Raw genomic sequence first — 19,089 nt, forward strand, 5'->3', positions numbered from 1 at the left:
AGCCGCTCCTGCCCGATCACTTCCCGGCCTTCGCCAACTCTTTCACCAGCGGGAGCAGAATACGCACCGTGTCATGGCTGCGTCGCTTAATCCTGCCCGGTAGTGCTTTATCCAGATACTCAAGGTTGTCGAGCGTGGCGTTATGCCAGCTGGTGCCGTCTGGAAATGCCTTGTTTTTACTGCGCTGCTGATAACCGTCTTTCGCCCCAAGCGCCCAGTTGGTGGCTTCTACGGAAAGCACCGGGATCCCGGCTTTATCAAACGGTTCAGCATCGCCACAGCAGCCGGTGCCTTTCGGGTATTTCGCATTGAGTCCCGGGTTGCTGGTGGCCTGAATCCCGGCACGATGAGCAAGCGTGAGCGCTCTGTCGCGGGTCAGTTTACGCACGGGCGCAGGCGTTGATGTTCCGCTATTGAAATAAAGCTTATCGCCCACGACCAGGCTGTTCAGGTTGATCACCAGCAGCGTGTTGGCCTGCTCCTCTTTGCTCATGCGCGTCAGAATATTTTTCGCGCCCAGGGAGCCAATTTCTTCTCCGCTGGTGGCAATAAAGCGGATGCCGTAGCGGGTAGGAATATCTTTCAGGCGCTCGGCCAGTTCCAGCATCACGCCAAGGCCGGAAGCATTATCGTCCACGCCCTGCAGCGTGAGGCCACCGAGATTATTGTCCACGTCTTTATCATTGAGCGGCGTATAGGTGTCCAGATGCGCCATGATAATAATTTGCTGCGGCAGTTTACCTTCCCGGGCGGCAATCACGCTGCTGGTAGTGACGTTATGCCAGGTCTGATGCCCCGCTTTCGTGGTGTAGATATAGCGGGTATTAAACTGGCGAATATCGCTCTGGTATCCCCAGCTTTTAAACTGCTGCTGAATATAGTCTGCGGCCAGCATTTCGGCAGGGCTGCCGGTCATTCGGCCCGGAAAATAAGTCGCGATATGGCGGGTTTGCTGGTCGGCAAGGTCGCCTTGCTGCGTGACCTTCGCCACTGCGGGAAAGCTAAAGCACGCGCCCAGCGCCAGGCAAATCACCGAGCGGCGCAATGCGGAAAACATAGTACGTCCTTATTCATCTTTATTAGTCGGAAGTTTTAAGCGCCGTTAGTATGAAACTGTGAGCCAGGTTAAACAATTTCATTTGCTCTTAAACCCGCGAAAAAACGACTGGTTAAGCACATTTTGTCGTTAGCTTTGCCGTGGCGTTATTCTTTTCGGGAACTAGTCATTCCAATTCGTAATTTCATAACAAATAAGCCCAAGACTTATAGTCCCCTTAGATTAAATCTCAAGCGGCTGCGATGAACGGCCGCGGCGCATCTGCTTAAGGGAAGGTTATGGACCAAAAACGACTCACTCACTTGCGGCAACTGGAGGCTGAAAGCATCCATATTATCCGTGAGGTCGCTGCCGAATTTTCTAATCCGGTGATGATGTATTCCATTGGCAAAGACTCTTCGGTCATGCTGCATTTGGCCCGTAAAGCTTTCTACCCAGGTACGCTGCCGTTCCCTCTGCTGCACGTTGATACCGGCTGGAAATTCCGCGAAATGTACGAATTCCGTGACCGCACGGCGAAAGCCTACGGCTGCGATCTTATCGTACACCGCAATCCTGAAGGTGTAGCGATGGGCATTAACCCGTTCGTTCACGGTAGCGCCAAACATACCGATATCATGAAAACCGAAGGGCTTAAACAGGCGCTGAATAAATACGGTTTTGATGCTGCCTTTGGCGGTGCGCGGCGCGATGAAGAGAAATCCCGTGCGAAAGAGCGTATTTACTCTTTCCGCGATCGCTTCCACCGCTGGGACCCAAAAAACCAGCGGCCTGAGCTGTGGCATAACTACAACGGCCAGATAAATAAAGGCGAAAGTATTCGCGTGTTCCCACTCTCTAACTGGACCGAACTGGATATCTGGCAGTACATCTACCTGGAAAATATCGACATCGTTCCACTGTATCTGGCGGCACCGCGTCCCGTGCTGGAGCGCGACGGTATGCTGATGATGATTGACGACGATCGTATCGATTTGCAGCCGGGTGAAGTGATTGAACAACGTATGGTGCGCTTCCGTACCCTGGGCTGCTGGCCGCTGACCGGCGCGGTGGAGTCAACCGCGCAGACGCTGCCGGAGATCATCGAAGAGATGCTGGTTTCCACTACCAGTGAACGCCAGGGACGCATGATTGACCGCGACCAGGCCGGCTCGATGGAGCTGAAAAAACGCCAGGGTTATTTCTAAGGAGCCGCCAGATGAACACCACTATTGCACAACAAATCGCTGATGAAGGTGGCGTCGAAGCCTACCTGCACGCCCAGCAGCACAAAAGCCTGCTGCGCTTTTTGACCTGCGGCAGCGTCGATGACGGCAAAAGCACCCTGATTGGCCGCCTGCTGCACGACACACGCCAGATTTATGAAGATCAGCTCTCGTCGCTGCATACCGACAGCAAACGTCACGGCACGCAGGGCGAGAAGCTCGACTTAGCGTTGCTGGTGGATGGCCTGCAGGCCGAGCGCGAGCAGGGCATTACCATCGACGTGGCCTACCGCTATTTCTCCACCGAGAAGCGCAAATTCATTATTGCCGACACGCCGGGGCACGAACAGTACACCCGCAATATGGCGACCGGGGCATCAACCTGCGACCTGGCGATCCTGCTGATCGACGCCCGAAAAGGCGTGCTGGATCAAACCCGTCGGCACAGCTTTATCTCCACGCTGCTGGGGATCAAACACCTGGTCGTGGCGATCAACAAAATGGATCTGGTGGCATTCAGCGAGCAGACCTTCGAGCAGATCAAGCAGGATTACCTGACCTTTGCTCAACAGCTGCCGGCGGACCTGGATATCCGTTTTGTGCCGCTTTCCGCGCTGGAAGGGGATAACGTCGCCAGCGCCAGCGCTCAAATGCCGTGGTACAGCGGCCCGACGCTGCTCGAAGTGCTGGAAACGGTAGAAATTATTCGCGGCGTGGAGCAGCAGCCAATGCGCTTCCCGGTGCAGTACGTAAACCGCCCTAATCTCGACTTCCGCGGCTATGCGGGGACGCTCGCTTCCGGCACCGTTAGCGTAGGCCAGCGCGTCAAAGTGCTGCCGTCTGGCGTGGAATCCAGCATCGCCCGAATCGTGACTTTTGATGGAGATTTGCAACAAGCCGGCGCGGGGGAAGCGATTACCCTGGTGCTTAAAGACGAAATCGACATCAGCCGGGGCGACCTGCTGGTGGAGGCGACGGAATCACTGGCTGCGGTGCAGAGCGCAAAAGTAGATGTCGTCTGGATGGCGGAACAGCCGCTGGTACCGGGCCAGAGCTTTGATATCAAAATCGCCGGGAAGAAAACCCGTGCGCGCGTCGACAATATTCAGTATCAGGTCGAGATTAACTCACTCACTCAGCGCGTGGTCGAAAGCCTGCCGCTGAACGGCATTGGGCTGGTAGATCTGACCTTCGACGAGCCGCTGGTGCTCGATAAATATCAGTCCAACCCGGTGACCGGCGGGCTGATTTTCATCGACCGACTGAGCAACGTGACCGTCGGCGCGGGTATGGTGCGTGAGCCGCAGGCAGAGGTTTATCAGGAACCTTCCGCTTACAGCGCGTTTGAGCTTGAGCTTAACGCCCTGGTGCGTCGCCACTTCCCACACTGGGGCGCGCGCGACCTGCTGGGAGGCAAATAATGGCCGACCATGATGAAAACGTGGTCTGGCATGCTCATCCGGTGACGCGCGAACAGCGTGAAGCCTTGCACAAGCATCGCGGCGCGGTGCTGTGGTTTACCGGCTTGTCCGGCTCCGGGAAATCGACCGTAGCCGGTGCCCTTGAGCAAGAGCTGCATAAACTTGGCGTAAGCACGTACTTGCTTGATGGCGACAACGTGCGCCACGGCTTGTGCAGCGACCTGGGTTTTAGCGATGAGGACCGCAAGGAGAACATCCGGCGAGTTGGCGAAGTGGCTGGCTTGATGGTGGATGCGGGCCTGGTCGTGCTCAGTGCGTTTATCTCGCCTCACCGGGCTGAAAGGCAAATGGTGCGCGAGCGGGCCGGGGAAGGGCGTTTCTACGAAGTGTTTGTGGACACGCCGTTAGCCATTTGCGAAACGCGCGATCCTAAAGGGCTTTACAAGAAGGCCAGGGCTGGGGAACTGAAGAATTTTACCGGGATTGATTCGGCGTATGAGGCGCCGTTGCGGGCCGAAATTCACTTAGACGGCGAACAATTAGTAACAAATTTAGTGGCCCAAATATTAGACCTGCTGCGTCGCGACGATATCATCAATTGCTGAAGACGCCCGGAAGCACAACGCTTCCGGCCATCAGGGTTATGAAATCAGTTATGCGCAACAGCACGAATATCGTTATCTCTCAGGCTGAACCCAGCCCGACGGTCGAGGAAACCACCTGGTCACTGCCCGGGGCGTTTATCGGCTTTTTGTCGTGGCTGCTGGCGCTAGGTATTCCCTTTTTGGTCTATGGCCCCAACACGCTCTTTTTCTTCCTCTACACCTGGCCATTCTTCCTGGCGCTGATGCCGGTCGCGGTGGTGGTGGGGATAGCCCTGCACTCCATCTTGCGTGGCAAGCTGCTGTTCAGCTGTGTGGCTACGCTGCTCTCCGTGGCGCTGATGTTCGGCGTGCTCTTCATGTGGCTTATGGGTTAGCCGTGCCGAACTGCGTCAAACCGTAACAGACTATTTATGGGCAACGTTAAGCTAAACTTGCTCCAATCGCGCATGAATTCGCGTTATGTGGTAAATTCTGGCGCGATTTGGCGCGCAGGGTGGCTTGCCGCAGTGGAGTCGACGAAAAAGTTGTGGGATGATTGTGCCGTTTTTCAGGGGGCAGGATGGGTAAACTAACGCTGCTGTTGCTGGCCTTGCTGGTCTGGCTTCAGTATTCGCTGTGGTTCGGAAAAAACGGCGTACACGATTACACGCGCGTCAGCGAAGATGTCGCTGCGCAGCAGGCAACCAATGCCAAACTAAAATCTCGCAACGATCAGCTTTTTGCCGAAATTGACGACCTCAACGGCGGCCAGGAAGCGATCGAAGAGCGCGCTCGCAACGAACTCAGCATGACCAGGCCGGGAGAGACTTTCTACCGACTGGTGCCGGATGCCTCCAAACGCGCAGCCAACGGTAATACCTCCAACGCCGGGCAAAATAATCGATAACTCAGCATAAGTGAAAGGCATGGCAGACTCCTCCCCGGACGTAATTGCCGTGGTACCGGCCGCCGGTATCGGCAGCCGTATGCAAACGGAATGTCCTAAGCAGTACCTACACATCGGCGACAAAACGATTCTCGAACACGCGGTGGCCAGCCTGATGGCGCATCCGCGCGTGGGCCAGGTGATCGTGGCTCTCAGCCCCAACGACACCTATTTTTCCTCTTTATCGCTGGCAATCCATCCTCGCGTCACCGTGGTGACTGGCGGCAAGCAACGTGCAGATTCCGTGCTGGCTGGCCTGCAGGCCGCAGGTAATGCTGAATGGGTGCTGGTGCACGATGCCGCACGCCCCTGCCTGCACCGGGATGACCTGAATAATCTGCTGGCGATTACCACCAGCAGCAAAGTCGGCGGTATTCTGGCAGCCCCGGTTCGCGACACCATGAAGCGGGGCGAGCCAGGCAAAGGGCTGATTGCCCATACGGTTGATCGTGAAGATCTTTGGCATGCCCTGACGCCGCAGCTTTTCCCACTCGAACTTTTGCGCAGCTGCCTGCTGCGCGCGCTGGATGAAGGCGCCACCATTACCGATGAAGCTTCGGCCCTGGAATATTGCGGCTTTCATCCAGAATTGATTAGCGCCCGGGCGGATAATATCAAGGTGACTCGCCCTGAAGATCTGGCCCTGGCGGCTTTCTATCTTACGCGGTTAACCCAAACGGAGAATGTATAATGCGTATCGGACATGGTTTTGATGTTCATGCTTTTGGCGGCGAAGGCCCGATTATTATTGGCGGCGTTCGTGTCCCGTTCGAAAAGGGGCTGTTGGCTCATTCCGACGGTGACGTTGCTCTGCATGCCCTGACCGATGCGCTGCTGGGTGCGGCCGCGCTGGGGGATATTGGCAAGCTGTTCCCGGACACCGATCCGGCCTTCAAAGGGGCGGACAGCCGTGAACTGCTGCGGGAAGCCTGGCGCCGTATTCAGGCCAAAGGTTTTACCCTCGGGAACGTAGACGTGACGATTATCGCCCAGGCGCCAAAAATGGCCCCGCACATCCCTCAGATGCGCGTGTTTATTGCCGAAGACCTCGGCTGCCATATGGATGACGTCAACGTCAAAGCCACCACCACCGAGAAACTCGGCTTTACCGGCCGCGGCGAAGGTATTGCCTGCGAAGCCGTGGCGCTGCTGCACAAGGCCGGCAAGTAATGGACATGCAAAACCTGACGTGGCTGCACGGCAAGCCGCAGGGCAGCGGCGTCATCAAGGCCAGCCCGGAAGATTTCGTGGTGATCGAAGATTTGGGCTTTGGCCCGGACGGTGGCGGTGAACATCTGCTGCTGCGCATTCTGAAAAGCGGCTGCAATACACGTTTCGTGGCCGATGCTCTGGCGAAATTCCTCAAAGTTCATGCGCGCGAAGTCAGCTTTGCCGGGCAAAAAGACAAACATGCGGTGACCGAACAATGGTTCTGCGTTCGCCTGCCGGGCAAAGAGATGCCGGACATGAGCGCTTTTACGCTCGAAGGCTGCCAGGTGCTGGAGTTTGCTCGTCACCGCCGCAAGCTGCGCTTAGGCGCTCTGAAGGGAAACCGCTTTACCCTCGTGCTGCGCGAGGTAAGCGATCGCCACGAGATGGAGCAGCGCCTGCAGGCCGTAGCGGAGCAGGGCGTGCCTAACTATTTCGGCAGTCAGCGTTTTGGCATCGGCGGCAATAACCTGCATCAGGCGAAACGCTGGGCAGAAAGCAATGCGCCGTTGCGCGACAGAAATAAACGCAGTTTTTGGTTGTCGGCAGCCCGCAGCGCGTTGTTTAATCAGATTGTTAGCCAGCGCCTGAAAAAAACAGACTTTAATCAAGTTGTTGATGGCGATGCGCTACAATTGGCAGGGCGCGGCAGCTGGTTTGTGGCGACCCCGGAAGAACTTCCTGGCCTGCAACAGCGAGTGAATGACGGCGAACTGCTGATCACCGCTTCGCTGCCGGGCGATGGCGAGTGGGGAACGCAAAATGCAGCGCTGGCTTTTGAGCAGCAATCCGTGGCGGACGAAGAGATTCTGCTGGGGTTGTTGAAGCGTGAGCGAGTGGAAGCGGCGCGCCGTGCGATGCTGGTTCAGCCGAAAGAGCTGAGCTGGAACTGGTGGGATGATGTCACCGTCGAGCTGAACTTCTGGTTACCGGCGGGAAGTTTTGCCACCAGCGTTGTCAGGGAACTCATGAACACAGCGGGTGATTATGCGAATATTGCTGAGTAACGATGACGGAGTCCATGCGCCTGGTATTCAGGTGCTGGCGAAGGCGTTGCGTGAATTTGCCGAGGTGCAGGTGGTGGCGCCGGACAGAAACCGCAGCGGCGCATCAAACTCGCTGACGCTGGAGTCATCGCTTAGAACCTTTACCCTCGCCAACGGGGATATCTCCGTTCAAATGGGAACGCCGACGGACTGTGTCTATCTCGGCGTCAATGCTCTGATGCATCCGCGGCCGGATATTGTGGTGTCGGGCATCAACGCCGGGCCAAATCTCGGCGACGACGTTATCTATTCCGGCACCGTTGCGGCGGCGACGGAAGGGCGTCATTTGGGGCTCCCGGCGCTGGCCGTCTCGCTGGATGGCCATCAGCATTATGAGACCGCTGCGGCGGTCACCTGCTCTATTCTCCGGGCGCTGGCTCGGGAGCCACTGCGCACCGGGCGCATTCTGAATATCAACGTTCCAGATTTACCGCTGGACCAAATCAAAGGCATTCGCGTCACACGCTGCGGCAGCCGTCATCCGGCAGACCAGGTGATTCGCCAGGAAGATCCGCGTGGCAACACGGTGTACTGGATTGGCCCACCGGGGGAAAAGCTGGATGTTGCACCGGACACCGACTTTGCCGCCGTCGACGAAGGCTATGTGTCGGTGACGCCGCTGCATGTCGATTTAACCGCACATAGCGCCCATGAAGTCGTTGGCCACTGGCTTGAAAAAGCCGGAGTTGAGGCGCAATGGTAAGCAAACGCGTACAGGCTCTTCTCGATCAATTACGTGCCCAGGGTATCAAGAATGAACAGGTTCTTGAGGCTATTGCGCAGGTGCCGCGTGAGAAGTTTGTCGACGAAGCGTTTGAACACAAAGCCTGGGAAAATACCGCGTTACCTATTGGGTCTGGTCAGACTATCTCTCAGCCGTATATGGTGGCGAGGATGACGGAGCTGCTGGAGCTGACGCCGCAGTCAAAAGTGCTGGAAATTGGCACCGGGTCTGGCTACCAGACCGCGATTCTGGCGCATCTGGTAGGGCATGTTTGCTCCGTGGAGCGTATCAAAGGGCTGCAATGGCACGCCAGGCGCCGCCTGAAGCAGCTGGATTTACACAATATTTCGACCCGTCACGGCGATGGCTGGCAGGGCTGGCAGGCAAAAGCGCCGTTCGACGCTATCATTGTGACAGCGGCACCGCCGGAAATTCCCACTGCGCTGCTGTCGCAGCTGGATGACGGCGGCATTCTTGTTTTACCCGTGGGTGACGACCGGCAGTTTTTGAAGCGCGTGCGGCGCCACGGAGATGAATTTTTAATCGACACGGTAGAAGCTGTTCGCTTTGTGCCCTTAGTGCGTGGCGAATTAGCATAACCCGGAAATATCCGGTTTTTTTGCTGCCAATTCGGCGTAACGTAGCCGAATTCAGCAAAAGCTGGCGTGGATTACGCCGCTTTTCTACAGTGTTTTATGCATATCTGGTTGTTATCATTTTGGGGGATAAATGAGCGCGGGAAGCCCAACTTTCACTTTACGCCGGGCGGCGATGTTGACGCTAACCAGCCTTTGGCTGGCAGGCTGTACAAGCAACAATAATACCCAGGCGCCGATCAGTTCCGTTGGCGGCAATGGCAGTTCTTCAGGCTCTTCAACCGGCAGCCTGCTGGTGACGAAGCCACCGACAATGTCCGTTCCGATCCAGCAACCTCAGATTCAACCCGTGCAGCAGCCACAAATTCAACCGGTTCGCCAGCCTCAGGCCCAGCCCGTAGCGTCAGAGCCTGTACAGACTGAAAATGGCCGCATTGTCTACAACCGTCAGTACGGCAACATCCCTAAAGGAAGCTACGCGGGCGGCAGCACCTACACCGTTAAACGCGGCGATACTTTGTTCTACATTGCGTGGATTACCGGGAACGACTTCCGTGACCTGGCGCAGCGCAACAACGTACCGGCGCCATACGGTCTGGAAGTAGGGCAAACCCTTCAGGTCGGCAACGCCTCCGGCACGCCAATCACCGGCGGGAACGCGGTGACCGCCGCCGATGCCCGCGCGCAGGGCGTCGCGACGCCAGTTGAACAAAACTCAACCAGGGTAGTTGCTTCTAAACCGACAATTACGTATTCTGAGGATTCAGGTGAACAGAGTGCTACTAAAATGTTACCGGGCAATAAGCCAGCTGAGACTGTTGTCACAGCACCGGTGACGGCACCTGTGGTTAGCTCTACCGAACCTACCGTCAGCAGTACGTCTAACAGCTCGCCAATTTCAACCTGGCGCTGGCCGACCGACGGTAAGATCATCGAAAACTTTGCGGCAACCGAAGGGGGCAACAAAGGGATCGATATCGCTGGCAGTAAAGGACAGGCCATTATCGCGACCGCCGCAGGGCGCGTGGTATATGCCGGTAACGCGCTGCGCGGTTACGGTAATCTAATCATCATCAAACACAACGATGATTATCTGAGTGCCTACGCCCATAACGATACAATGCTGGTCCGGGAACAAGAAGAAGTTAAGGCGGGGCAAAAAATAGCTACCATGGGTAGCACCGGAACCAGTTCTACACGATTGCATTTTGAAATTCGTTACAAGGGGAAATCCGTAAACCCGCTGCGTTATTTGCCGCAGCGATAAACCGGCAAAACATTCATTGAGTGTATTGCCCAGGGATCACGGGTAGGAGCCACCTTATGAGTCAGAATACGCTGAAAGTTAACGAGTTAAACGAAGACGCGGAATATGATGAGAACGGAGTTGAGGCTTTTGACGAAAAAGCCCTTGTAGAAGAGGAACCCAGTGATAACGACCTTGCAGAAGAAGAGCTGCTGTCACAGGGTGCAACACAGCGTGTACTAGATGCGACTCAGCTTTATCTTGGGGAGATCGGTTACTCTCCATTATTAACAGCCGAAGAAGAAGTTTACTTTGCTCGCCGCGCGCTGCGCGGTGATGTAGCCTCCCGCCGACGCATGATTGAAAGTAACCTGCGTCTGGTGGTGAAAATTGCCCGTCGCTACAGCAATCGTGGTCTGGCGCTGCTGGATCTGATTGAAGAGGGCAATCTGGGGCTGATTCGTGCGGTTGAGAAGTTCGATCCGGAACGTGGGTTCCGTTTCTCAACGTACGCCACATGGTGGATTCGTCAGACCATCGAACGGGCAATCATGAACCAAACCCGTACGATTCGCCTGCCCATTCACATTGTGAAAGAGCTGAACGTTTACCTGCGTACCGCTCGTGAACTCTCCCACAAGCTCGACCATGAGCCGAGTGCCGAAGAGATTGCCGAGCAGCTGGATAAACCGGTTGATGACGTTAGCCGTATGCTGCGTCTCAACGAGCGCATTACCTCGGTAGACACCCCATTAGGTGGTGACTCTGAGAAAGCGCTGCTGGATATCCTCGCGGACGAGAAAGACAACGGCCCGGAAGACACCACGCAAGACGATGACATGAAACAAAGCATCGTGAAGTGGCTGTTCGAACTGAACGCTAAGCAGCGTGAAGTGCTGGCCCGTCGTTTTGGTCTGCTGGGTTATGAAGCTGCGACGCTGGAAGATGTGGGTCGTGAAATCGGCCTGACTCGTGAACGCGTTCGTCAGATTCAGGTTGAAGGCCTTCGCCGTCTGCGTGAAATCCTGCAGGCTCAGGGGCTGAACCTCGAAGCGCTGTTCCGCGAATAATCGACTCTTCAAATAAAAAGCGGTGATGCAAATCACCGCTTTTTTTATGCCTGCCGTTTGGTAACGGCTACACCAAACTCTTCAGCCGATAGATCCACTCCAGCGCCTGACGCGGAGAAAGAGAATCCGGATCCAGGTTCTCCAGCGCCTCGACGGCGGGGGATGTCTCTTCCGCCGTGGTCAGCAGCGACATTTGCGTCCCATCCACCTGGCTTGCGGCCGCATTGCCGGAAATGCTTTCCAGCTCGCGCAGCTTCTGGCGCGCACGTTTGATCACGTCTTTTGGCACACCCGCCAGCGCGGCTACGGCCAGGCCGTAACTCTTGCTCGCCGCGCCGTCCTGCACGCTGTGCATAAAGGCGATGGTATCCCCATGCTCCACAGCATCCAGATGGACGTTAGCCACGCCTTCCATTTTCTCCGGCAGCGTGGTCAGCTCGAAATAGTGGGTAGCGAACAGCGTCAGCGACTTAATACGGTTGGCCAGGCTTTCGGCGCAGGCCCAGGCCAGCGACAGGCCATCATAGGTCGACGTGCCGCGGCCAATCTCATCCATCAGGACCAGGCTGTGTTCGGTCGCGTTGTGCAGAATGTTGGCGGTCTCTGTCATCTCCACCATGAAGGTTGAGCGACCGGAAGCCAGGTCATCGGCAGCGCCTACGCGGGTAAAGATGCGATCAACCGGGCCAATTTCTGCCTGCTGAGCTGGCACAAAACTGCCGATATAGGCCAGCAGGGCAATTAACGCAGTCTGGCGCATATAGGTACTTTTACCACCCATGTTCGGGCCGGTAATGATCAGCATTCTACGCTGGGGGGAAAGGTTTAGCGGGTTAGCGATAAACGGTTCGCTGAGCACTTGTTCCACTACCGGATGGCGGCCACCGACCAGCTTAATGCCGGGCTTGTCCGTCAGCGTCGGGCAGGTGTAGTTCAGGGTATAAGCGCGCTCGGCCAGGTTCACCAGCACGTCCAGCTCCGCCAGCGCGGTAGCGCTTTTTTGCAGCGCTTCCAGATGCGGCAGCAGTAAATCAAATAACTGATCGTAAAGCTGTTTCTCCAGCGCCAGCGCTTTGCCTTTGGAAGTCAGGACCTTGTCTTCGTACTCTTTCAGCTCAGGAATAATGTAGCGCTCGGCGTTTTTCAGCGTCTGGCGGCGAACATAGTTGATCGGCACCAGATGGCTTTGGCCGCGGCTGACCTGGATGTAGTAGCCGTGCACGGCGTTAAATCCCACTTTCAGCGTATCAAGGCCCAGGCGTTCGCGCTCGCGAATTTCCAGGCGATCCAGGTAGTCAGTTGCGCCATCGGCCAGGGCTCGCCATTCGTCCAGCTCTTCGTTATAGCCGGGAGCGATAACGCCGCCGTCGCGCACCAGCACCGGTGGCGATTCGATAACCGCCTGCTCAAGTAATTCGCGCAGCTCTACAAATTCACCCATCTGCTCGCGCAGGGTTTGCACGTAGTCGGTGCTTACGTCAGACAGGGTCTCGCGCAAGGCGGGCAGTTGCTGGAAGGCATAACGCATACGTGCCAGATCGCGTGGGCGAGCGGTGCGCAGCGCCAGACGGGCAAGGATACGTTCCAGGTCGCCGACCTGACGCAGCGTAGGCTGAATATCTGCGGTGCGCTCCTGCAGGGCCGCGATAGTTTGCTGCCGCCGGGTGAGCACATCGACGTTACGCACCGGCATATGCAGCCAGCGTTTGAACATACGGCTGCCCATCGGCGTTACGGTGCAGTCCAGCACCGAAGCCAGCGTGTTCTCCACGCCGCCGGACAGATTTTGGGTGATCTCAAGGTTACGGCGGGTGGCGGCATCCATAATGATGCTGTCCTGCTGCCGGTCCATGGTCACGGAACGGATATGCGGCAGGGAAGTGCGCTGGGTATCTTTGACGTACTGCAGCAGGCAGCCGGCGGCGCAAAGCCCATGGTGGGCGTTCTCGACGCCAAAGCCGGTCAGATCCCGAGTGCCAAACTGCAGATTTAGCTGCTGGCGCGCGGTTTCAATCTCGAACTCCCAAAGCGGGCGACGGCGCAGGCCACGGCGGCCATCAATCAGGCTCATCTCAGCGAAGTCTTCCGCATACAGCAGCTCCGCCGGATTGGTGCGCTGAAGCTCGGCGGCCATGGTTTCACGGTCTTCAGGCTCGGTCAGGCGGAAGCGACCGGAACTGATGTCGAGCGTCGCATAGCCAAAACCTTTGCTGTCCTGCCAGATTGCCGCCAGCAGGTTATCCTGGCGCTCCTGCAGCAGCGCTTCGTCGCTGATGGTGCCCGGCGTGACGATGCGAACGACTTTACGCTCAACAGGCCCTTTGGTGGTTGCCGGATCGCCAACTTGTTCGCAGATGGCCACGGACTCACCAAGGTTCACCAGTTTAGCCAGGTAATTTTCCACCGCGTGATGAGGCACGCCCGCCATTGGAATAGGTTCGCCCGCTGAAGCCCCGCGCTTGGTCAGGGAGATATCCAGCAGTTGAGATGCGCGTTTTGCATCGTCATAGAACAGCTCGTAGAAGTCACCCATACGGTAAAACAGCAGGATGTCACGGTGCTCGGATTTAAGACGCAGATACTGCTGCATCATCGGGGTGTGGGCGTCGAAGGTTTCGCTAGTACTCATGGAGTGATGATATCCATTTCGTTGAATTTTAAGTGGTTAGTGATGTTTCTGGTTCTCATTATTGCTCACTAATACGGCGTAAACTGCACGCGGGAATCGCCCCGCAGATGGCCCATGATAACGGAGTATCAAAGGCAGGAAAACAGCGGTTAAACGACATTGCTGAAAGCCTCGCAACGCGTTGCTGTTCTGATATGTTCTAGCTGCGGCTGGCTGTAATACCGCAGTTTGGCGAACGTTTTCGCCTTCATTCTGTTTAAACGGTTAAATTCCAGGGTGTCTATGAGAAAGTGGGTACTGGCGGGCGTGCTGGCAGTGACGGGGTGCGTTTCTTTTCAACAGCTTGATGAGGGTTTGCGTGGCCTCGTGGGCCAGGATAAAACCGTCGCATTTAAAATATTAGGCTACCCCGATAATCAGCAAACGTTTGACGACACGAAAGTTTATACGTGGATAACGAACAGTACGGGAGCCGAGCCTTATATTTCGCCGCAAACGACCACCGGTACGGTCAACGGTAAACCGTTTGAGGCCACGACAACACAAACCACGTTTGTGCCGGTTAACTACAGCTGCAAAATTCAGATCTCTACCGACAGCAACGGCATTATCAAAGACTATAAATACAACAGCACCGATCCCAGCGTGATGGGCTGCATGAACTACATTAAAAGCCTTAATAATTACTATAAAAGATAGATCCCGCCCGATCCGGCAACGTATGTGAGTTGCCGGATGTTGCGTTTAGACACATTTTTTTCGCTCCGCTTTCAGGAACTCAATTTTCAGTGACCCACTTACCAGAAAACATCCCAACATCGGAGATAACCATGTTTTCTGCAGTCGGTCAGTCAAATCGCGTTCAGCCCGCCGCTCTTAACGCCAGCGGAAGGATCCACCCTGATATTAAAATTAAGCCGCCGGTAAACGATCCCGTTCAGGCCCTGGCTAACCTGTTCCGGGATAACAAGCTTGCTTACCTGGGCGACGTGCATGGTCAGCTTGCGATCCCTGAATTTGTCGGCCATGCCATTCCCGAGTTGAAAAAGGCTGGTGTGGATCTGCTGGCGGTAGAGTTTGTGAAATACAGCGATAACGCCTTGTTTCACGAAGCGCTGGCTCATGGCAAAGAGGCGACAAAAAACTTCATCATGAACGCCTGGTCAAAACACGGCGAGGCCTGGGTAGATAAGGTTGCCGGGGCACTTTATGAAGCGCACAAAGCGGGTATTTCCGTCGCCGGCATTGACCGCCATATTCCCGGCGCTGCGCCGAAAACGCCGATGGAAGCCATCAAATACATGAACAAACGGCTGGCGCTCAATATTGCCTGGAACGCTGCTGCAGAAAAAGAAGAGCGTGCCATTGGCGCACGTAAAACGCTGGTTTGGGGCGGCGGCGGTCATTTTCACCATAGCCGTGAACAAGGCCCTAAAGATATGCGTCCCGGCCCTGTGGTTTCTTTCGACTCGACTGATAAATCCCCTGGCTGTTCGCTGAACGAGAAGGACGACAACAGCCACCTGGTGATTAATTTCCCGAAATAAAAAAACGGGGAATGGCGATTCCCCGTACTTTGTAGGCTCAGGAGGCAACCTGGAAAACGCTGACGGTTTCACGCAGAACGCGAGATTGCCTATCGAGAGAGGTTGCCGTGGAGGACGTCACCTCAACCAGCGCGACGTTTTGCTGCAGGTTTTTATCCATCTGTGCAACGGCCTGGGCAACCTCATTCACGCCGGTCGCCTGTTCGGCAGAATTATGCGCAATTTCGTTCACGATACTGTTCACCTGGCTGACGGTGGTTAAAATTTTGCTCATGGTTTCCGCCGCCCGATCTATCTCCTGCGCACCGCTGTTTACCCGCTGTACTGAGCCGGTAATCAGGCCTTTAATTTCTTTCGCCGCGGTGGAAGAGCGTTGGGCAAGGGCACGAACCTCAGTGGCGACAACCGCAAAACCCCGGCCTTGCTCACCCGCCCGGGCGGCCTCAACGGCGGCGTTCAGCGCCAAAATGTTGGTCTGGAAAGCGATCCCCTCGATCACGGAGGTAATGTCCGCAATACGCACGGACTCCTGAGTGATCTCGTCCATCGTGCTGACGATCCCCTGCACCATTTCACTCCCCTGGGCGACTTCGGTGGCGGCTGAGCTGGCAAGCTTACTGGCGTACTGCGCGCTTTCCGCATTGTTCCGCACCGTGCTCGCCACCTGATCCATCGCCGCTGATGTTTGCTGTAGCGCCGCAGCCTGGTTCTCCGTCCTTGCAGAAAGCGAGCTACTTCCTTTGGCAATTTCCGCGCTGGCGCTCGCCACACCCTCTGCGTTCTGGCGAACTTCCAGCACCAGCTGGCGCAGCGCATTTTGCATATGGCTGAGCGAGGCCAGAATACTGCTGGAATCTTTTTTACGCAGTTCAGGCGATTGTGTCAGATCTCCGGCGGCGATGGCGTTGGTCATATGCAGTAAATCAACCGGCTCACCGCCGAGGGAAAGCGTGATTTTACGCGTGGTTGACCAGGTGATTAGCAGGCCAATGACCACGGCAGCCAGCGCCAGGGTGAGCATCAGAAGGTGGAACGTGCGGGCAATTCCGCGCGCCGTATTCGCGAGCGCGTCGTTAAGCTGCGTTTCCATATCGATGAAACCGTTAATAGTGGCCAGCCAGTTAACAAATGCAGGGCGGGCCTGATTCAGGATTATCTGGCGTGCCCCTTCCACGTCACCTTTTTGCTGCAGGGTGATAATTTCATTCACCAGCGGGAGCGTTTGCTGCTCGGCCTCTTTTATCTTTTCATATTGCGTGCGTTCTTCAGCGGTGACATCGTTGCCCTGAGCAAAGATGCCTTTCATCGGCTGGACGGAGGCCTGGTAATCCTGCTCCAGCTTGCGGATGTGTTCGACAACGCCCTGCAGCTCGCCTGCCGGCACTAACGTCACGTCGCGGATGGCAATCGAACGGTCATGCACGCTACCCCGGAAATTCACGGCGTAGCGTTGTTTAACGTTATTGACATCGTTGATGGCGATCAACGCGTTGTTTATTTTATTTACCTGCATAATCGCCACCAGCGTCAGCATAATCAGCGTTAATAAAATAATGATAAAGCTGCCGCTTATTCGCGAACCTACGGAAAGGTTTTTAAACATAATAACTCTCTTTTAATTAATATTGAGCGTGATGTTAATGGTGTTGTCGGAGTATTTTCCTGCAGTGGATACAGGCGGGTAAGTTGTCTTGCTGGCTTACAGGGTGGAAAGGAAATTAATCTGCAGGCAAAAAGTTGTCAATAGGGCGGGTTTACACCGATGCACACGGTGTTGTCGAGGGCGGAATACTTTATTCTATAAATAACAATAGCGTTTATTTTTTCTCCCTCTAAGCTAAATTACTGTGTTTTTAATATGTGATTTTACTTTGCGTTTATGCTTTGAACCTGAGTCCGCGAACTTGAAGTCATTATCGTGGCGAGTTCGTTACGTCTGCTAACAAAAGTTTATTATTTTTTTAATATTTAACTTTTTTACCTATTGATGAAAAAGGCCGAATCGGTGTTTTTAATGTTCACATTCCCGGAATATATAAAAATTAATAGCAGTCATTCCCCTGCTTTTGATAGTGGAATACGGGCGGTAAAAATTTTTAATTACCTGGGAATAAATGCTCATTTCGTTCGTCCTATGTGCTCCAAAACCCAATCCCGTTTCATTATTGTGAGCCGATCCTATGCGAGAACCTCGTCCGTCTTTCTGCGCGATGTTTAAAAATTTACGCTACCCGCAGCAATTTTTACTGCGTGGCACCGTGATAGTCGCCATTCCGTTAGCCCTCTGCCTGCTGTTTGCCTGGGCCTGGGGGGCCCTGACGCCGGGGCGTTTATCCCCCGACAAGCTGGTTAATGCGCTGGAAAAAACGGGAGGAGAGCACCCCGGCTATCGCCGCAATCATGCCAAAGGGGTCTGTGTGGTGGGATATTTTGACTCCAACGGCAGCGCCAGCGCCCTGTCAAAAGCAACGGTGTTTTCACCGGGCAATACGCCGGTTATTGGCCGTCTGGCGATTGCCGGGGGGAACCCCAACGCGCCCGATGGTGCCGTTCCGGTGCGCAGCATGGCGCTGCAGTTCATCACCCGCGATGGCCAGGAGTGGCGCACGGGGATGAACGCGCTGCCGTTCTTTAGCGTTGCTACTCCTCAGGGTTTCTACGATCAGCAAATGGCGGGTATTCCCGACCCTAAAACGGGCAAGCCCGATCCGGCCAAAATGAACGCCTTTATCAGTGCTCACCCGGAGGCAAAACCGTTTTTTGCCTGGGTGAAGAGCTATGTGCCGACGTCGAGCTGGGCCAGCGACAGCTACAACAGCCTGAATGCGTTCTTGTTTACCAATAAAGCAGGGGAGGTTCACGGCGTGCGCTGGAGCATGCAGGCGCAGACTCCCGGCGTACCGGTGACGGCGCAGGACAAGGCGAATCCTTTATTCCTTCAGCAGGACATCAAGCAGCGCCTGCAGCAGGGGCCGCTAAAATGGGATTTGATTATCAGCGTGGCTGAAAAAGGCGACGCGACTAACGATGCGACAAAAGCCTGGCCAGACAGCCACCAAAAACTTAACGCAGGCACGCTGGTGCTCACTACCGCACAAGATCAAGCTGACGGCAACTGTCGGGACATCAACTACGATCCTCTGATCTTGCCGGAAGGTATTTCTGGCTCAGACGATCCGCTGCTTAGCGCGCGCTCTGCGGCTTATTCATCATCCTTCAATCGCCGTACGCATGAAGAAGCTCAGGTAAATAAAGGGGGCCGGTTATGAGCAAAGTGACGTATTTTCACCCTCTGCTGCGCGTCGTTCACTGGGCGATGGCGCTGATGATCGTGGCAATGCTGTTTATCGGCGTGGGGATGGTGTCCACGGTGTCGGCATTACACGCTTTTTTATACTCATTGCATAAACCGCTTGGCGTCGCCATTCTGCTGCTGGTTATCCTGAGGGTTTATCTCCGCCTTCGTTATAAAACGCCGTCGCTCCCGGCGAATCTGCCGGGTTTTCAGGTAGCGCTGGCACATTTATCCCACTGGCTGCTCTATCTTCTGATGGTAGCCCAGCCGCTGGTCGGCTGGGCCATGCTCTCTGCCGCGGGCTACCCGGTGACGCTGGGGAGCGGCATTACGCTACCGGCGCTGGTGGCGAAAAATATTGAGCTTTATGCCGTGCTTCGGCCGCTGCATACCTGGCTTGCTCTGCTGCTATTCGTCATCGTGATTCTGCATCTGACTGCCGCATTATTTCATGCGCTGCTATTGCGTGATGGCGTGTTCAGCAGTATGACGGGCTACAAAGGCCGGGGCTAAC

At 55.5% G+C, this 19,089-nt stretch carries 19 protein-coding genes; 16 read left to right on the forward strand and 3 right to left on the reverse strand.

Going from position 1 to position 19,089, the window contains the following annotated elements; translation table 11 throughout:
• Positions 1-16: 16 nt before the first annotated feature.
• The gene (locus tag F3J28_RS21585; RefSeq protein ID WP_166879667.1) at positions 17-1,057 is read right to left on the reverse strand and encodes an aminopeptidase; all 1,041 of its coding nucleotides are present in this window, start codon (positions 1,055-1,057) and stop codon (positions 17-19) included.
• Between the two features lie 278 nt (positions 1,058-1,335).
• Between F3J28_RS21585 and cysD the strand changes: the two genes are divergently transcribed.
• The 12 genes from cysD (at position 1,336) to rpoS (ending at position 11,104) form a co-directional block, all read left to right on the forward strand.
• Positions 1,336-2,244, forward strand: a complete 909-nt coding sequence (gene cysD, locus F3J28_RS21590; protein ID WP_008458345.1) for a sulfate adenylyltransferase subunit CysD — start codon at positions 1,336-1,338, stop codon at positions 2,242-2,244.
• Positions 2,245-2,255: 11 nt separating this feature from the next.
• Complete coding sequence (gene cysN / locus F3J28_RS21595) at positions 2,256-3,683, forward strand: sulfate adenylyltransferase subunit CysN (protein ID WP_166879670.1); 1,428 nt, start codon at positions 2,256-2,258, stop codon at positions 3,681-3,683.
• A complete protein-coding gene (gene cysC, locus F3J28_RS21600) occupies positions 3,683-4,288 on the forward strand; it encodes an adenylyl-sulfate kinase (RefSeq protein ID WP_039287155.1) in 606 nt (201 codons plus the stop codon). The genes cysN and cysC overlap by 1 nt, the downstream gene beginning before the upstream one ends.
• A gap of 50 nt (positions 4,289-4,338) precedes the next feature.
• On the forward strand, positions 4,339-4,662 hold the full coding sequence (locus F3J28_RS21605) for a DUF3561 family protein (RefSeq protein WP_008458338.1): 324 nt from the start codon (positions 4,339-4,341) through the stop codon (positions 4,660-4,662).
• A gap of 185 nt (positions 4,663-4,847) precedes the next feature.
• The gene (ftsB, locus tag F3J28_RS21610) at positions 4,848-5,174 is read left to right on the forward strand and encodes a cell division protein FtsB (protein ID WP_166879673.1); all 327 of its coding nucleotides are present in this window, start codon (positions 4,848-4,850) and stop codon (positions 5,172-5,174) included.
• A gap of 19 nt (positions 5,175-5,193) precedes the next feature.
• Positions 5,194-5,904 (forward strand): 2-C-methyl-D-erythritol 4-phosphate cytidylyltransferase, encoded by a 711-nt coding sequence (ispD, locus tag F3J28_RS21615; RefSeq protein WP_166879675.1) that lies wholly within the window; start codon positions 5,194-5,196, stop codon positions 5,902-5,904.
• Positions 5,904-6,383 (forward strand): 2-C-methyl-D-erythritol 2,4-cyclodiphosphate synthase, encoded by a 480-nt coding sequence (gene ispF, locus F3J28_RS21620; RefSeq protein ID WP_008458332.1) that lies wholly within the window; start codon positions 5,904-5,906, stop codon positions 6,381-6,383. Before ispD ends, ispF begins: the two co-directional genes overlap by 1 nt.
• Positions 6,383-7,429 (forward strand): tRNA pseudouridine(13) synthase TruD, encoded by a 1,047-nt coding sequence (truD, locus tag F3J28_RS21625; RefSeq protein WP_166879678.1) that lies wholly within the window; start codon positions 6,383-6,385, stop codon positions 7,427-7,429. Before ispF ends, truD begins: the two co-directional genes overlap by 1 nt.
• Positions 7,410-8,171 carry a 5'/3'-nucleotidase SurE gene (surE, locus tag F3J28_RS21630; RefSeq protein ID WP_039287134.1) on the forward strand — a complete coding sequence of 254 codons (762 nt, stop codon included), beginning with the start codon at positions 7,410-7,412 and terminating at the stop codon, positions 8,169-8,171. The genes truD and surE overlap by 20 nt, the downstream gene beginning before the upstream one ends.
• Complete coding sequence (locus tag F3J28_RS21635; protein ID WP_008458329.1) at positions 8,165-8,791, forward strand: protein-L-isoaspartate(D-aspartate) O-methyltransferase; 627 nt, start codon at positions 8,165-8,167, stop codon at positions 8,789-8,791. Before surE ends, F3J28_RS21635 begins: the two co-directional genes overlap by 7 nt.
• Positions 8,792-8,921: 130 nt before the next feature.
• Positions 8,922-10,055: a murein hydrolase activator NlpD gene (gene nlpD, locus F3J28_RS21640; protein WP_166879681.1), complete on the forward strand. Its 1,134-nt coding sequence runs from the start codon at positions 8,922-8,924 to the stop codon at positions 10,053-10,055.
• Positions 10,056-10,111: 56 nt separating this feature from the next.
• Positions 10,112-11,104, forward strand: coding sequence for an RNA polymerase sigma factor RpoS (gene rpoS / locus F3J28_RS21645; RefSeq protein ID WP_008458325.1), 993 nt, complete (start codon positions 10,112-10,114; stop codon positions 11,102-11,104).
• A gap of 67 nt (positions 11,105-11,171) precedes the next feature.
• Here rpoS and mutS read toward each other — a convergent pair whose 3' ends face one another.
• A complete protein-coding gene (gene mutS, locus F3J28_RS21650) occupies positions 11,172-13,733 on the reverse strand; it encodes a DNA mismatch repair protein MutS (protein WP_166879684.1) in 2,562 nt (853 codons plus the stop codon).
• 282 nt (positions 13,734-14,015) lie between these two features.
• Between mutS and F3J28_RS21655 the strand changes: the two genes are divergently transcribed.
• Complete coding sequence (locus F3J28_RS21655) at positions 14,016-14,432, forward strand: hypothetical protein (RefSeq protein ID WP_166879687.1); 417 nt, start codon at positions 14,016-14,018, stop codon at positions 14,430-14,432.
• A gap of 131 nt (positions 14,433-14,563) precedes the next feature.
• Entirely contained in the window at positions 14,564-15,280 is a 717-nt protein-coding gene (locus F3J28_RS21660; protein WP_166879690.1) for a Type III secretion system effector HopBA1, read from the forward strand.
• A gap of 37 nt (positions 15,281-15,317) precedes the next feature.
• On the opposite strand, the gene F3J28_RS21665 is transcribed toward F3J28_RS21660, so the two are convergent.
• The gene (locus F3J28_RS21665; RefSeq protein ID WP_166879692.1) at positions 15,318-16,883 is read right to left on the reverse strand and encodes a methyl-accepting chemotaxis protein; all 1,566 of its coding nucleotides are present in this window, start codon (positions 16,881-16,883) and stop codon (positions 15,318-15,320) included.
• Positions 16,884-17,460: 577 nt separating this feature from the next.
• Here F3J28_RS21665 and F3J28_RS21670 point away from each other — a divergent pair.
• Together F3J28_RS21670 and F3J28_RS21675 are read left to right on the forward strand one after the other, a co-directional pair.
• Positions 17,461-18,549, forward strand: coding sequence for a catalase family peroxidase (locus F3J28_RS21670; RefSeq protein WP_502706917.1), 1,089 nt, complete (start codon positions 17,461-17,463; stop codon positions 18,547-18,549).
• Complete coding sequence (locus tag F3J28_RS21675) at positions 18,546-19,088, forward strand: cytochrome b (RefSeq protein WP_166879695.1); 543 nt, start codon at positions 18,546-18,548, stop codon at positions 19,086-19,088. Before F3J28_RS21670 ends, F3J28_RS21675 begins: the two co-directional genes overlap by 4 nt.
• Position 19,089: the final 1 nt, after the last annotated feature.

Origin of the sequence: Enterobacter sp. Ap-1006 (genome assembly GCF_011752835.1) — a bacterium.
Taxonomy (GTDB): domain Bacteria; phylum Pseudomonadota; class Gammaproteobacteria; order Enterobacterales; family Enterobacteriaceae; genus Cedecea.

What these genes read in the sequence shown, in the direction of transcription:
- F3J28_RS21585 (WP_166879667.1), bottom strand. Translation starts at nt 1,057, where the DNA reads ATGTTTTCCGCATTGCGCCGCTCGGTGATTTGCCTGGCGCTGGGCGCG.
- cysD (WP_008458345.1), top strand. Translation starts at nt 1,336, where the DNA reads ATGGACCAAAAACGACTCACTCACTTGCGGCAACTGGAGGCTGAAAGC.
- cysN (WP_166879670.1), top strand. Translation starts at nt 2,256, where the DNA reads ATGAACACCACTATTGCACAACAAATCGCTGATGAAGGTGGCGTCGAA.
- cysC (WP_039287155.1), top strand. Translation starts at nt 3,683, where the DNA reads ATGGCCGACCATGATGAAAACGTGGTCTGGCATGCTCATCCGGTGACG.
- F3J28_RS21605 (WP_008458338.1), top strand. Translation starts at nt 4,339, where the DNA reads ATGCGCAACAGCACGAATATCGTTATCTCTCAGGCTGAACCCAGCCCG.
- ftsB (WP_166879673.1), top strand. Translation starts at nt 4,848, where the DNA reads ATGGGTAAACTAACGCTGCTGTTGCTGGCCTTGCTGGTCTGGCTTCAG.
- ispD (WP_166879675.1), top strand. Translation starts at nt 5,194, where the DNA reads ATGGCAGACTCCTCCCCGGACGTAATTGCCGTGGTACCGGCCGCCGGT.
- ispF (WP_008458332.1), top strand. Translation starts at nt 5,904, where the DNA reads ATGCGTATCGGACATGGTTTTGATGTTCATGCTTTTGGCGGCGAAGGC.
- truD (WP_166879678.1), top strand. Translation starts at nt 6,383, where the DNA reads ATGGACATGCAAAACCTGACGTGGCTGCACGGCAAGCCGCAGGGCAGC.
- surE (WP_039287134.1), top strand. Translation starts at nt 7,410, where the DNA reads ATGCGAATATTGCTGAGTAACGATGACGGAGTCCATGCGCCTGGTATT.
- F3J28_RS21635 (WP_008458329.1), top strand. Translation starts at nt 8,165, where the DNA reads ATGGTAAGCAAACGCGTACAGGCTCTTCTCGATCAATTACGTGCCCAG.
- nlpD (WP_166879681.1), top strand. Translation starts at nt 8,922, where the DNA reads ATGAGCGCGGGAAGCCCAACTTTCACTTTACGCCGGGCGGCGATGTTG.
- rpoS (WP_008458325.1), top strand. Translation starts at nt 10,112, where the DNA reads ATGAGTCAGAATACGCTGAAAGTTAACGAGTTAAACGAAGACGCGGAA.
- mutS (WP_166879684.1), bottom strand. Translation starts at nt 13,733, where the DNA reads ATGAGTACTAGCGAAACCTTCGACGCCCACACCCCGATGATGCAGCAG.
- F3J28_RS21655 (WP_166879687.1), top strand. Translation starts at nt 14,016, where the DNA reads ATGAGAAAGTGGGTACTGGCGGGCGTGCTGGCAGTGACGGGGTGCGTT.
- F3J28_RS21660 (WP_166879690.1), top strand. Translation starts at nt 14,564, where the DNA reads ATGTTTTCTGCAGTCGGTCAGTCAAATCGCGTTCAGCCCGCCGCTCTT.
- F3J28_RS21665 (WP_166879692.1), bottom strand. Translation starts at nt 16,883, where the DNA reads ATGTTTAAAAACCTTTCCGTAGGTTCGCGAATAAGCGGCAGCTTTATC.
- F3J28_RS21670 (WP_502706917.1), top strand. Translation starts at nt 17,461, where the DNA reads ATGCGAGAACCTCGTCCGTCTTTCTGCGCGATGTTTAAAAATTTACGC.
- F3J28_RS21675 (WP_166879695.1), top strand. Translation starts at nt 18,546, where the DNA reads ATGAGCAAAGTGACGTATTTTCACCCTCTGCTGCGCGTCGTTCACTGG.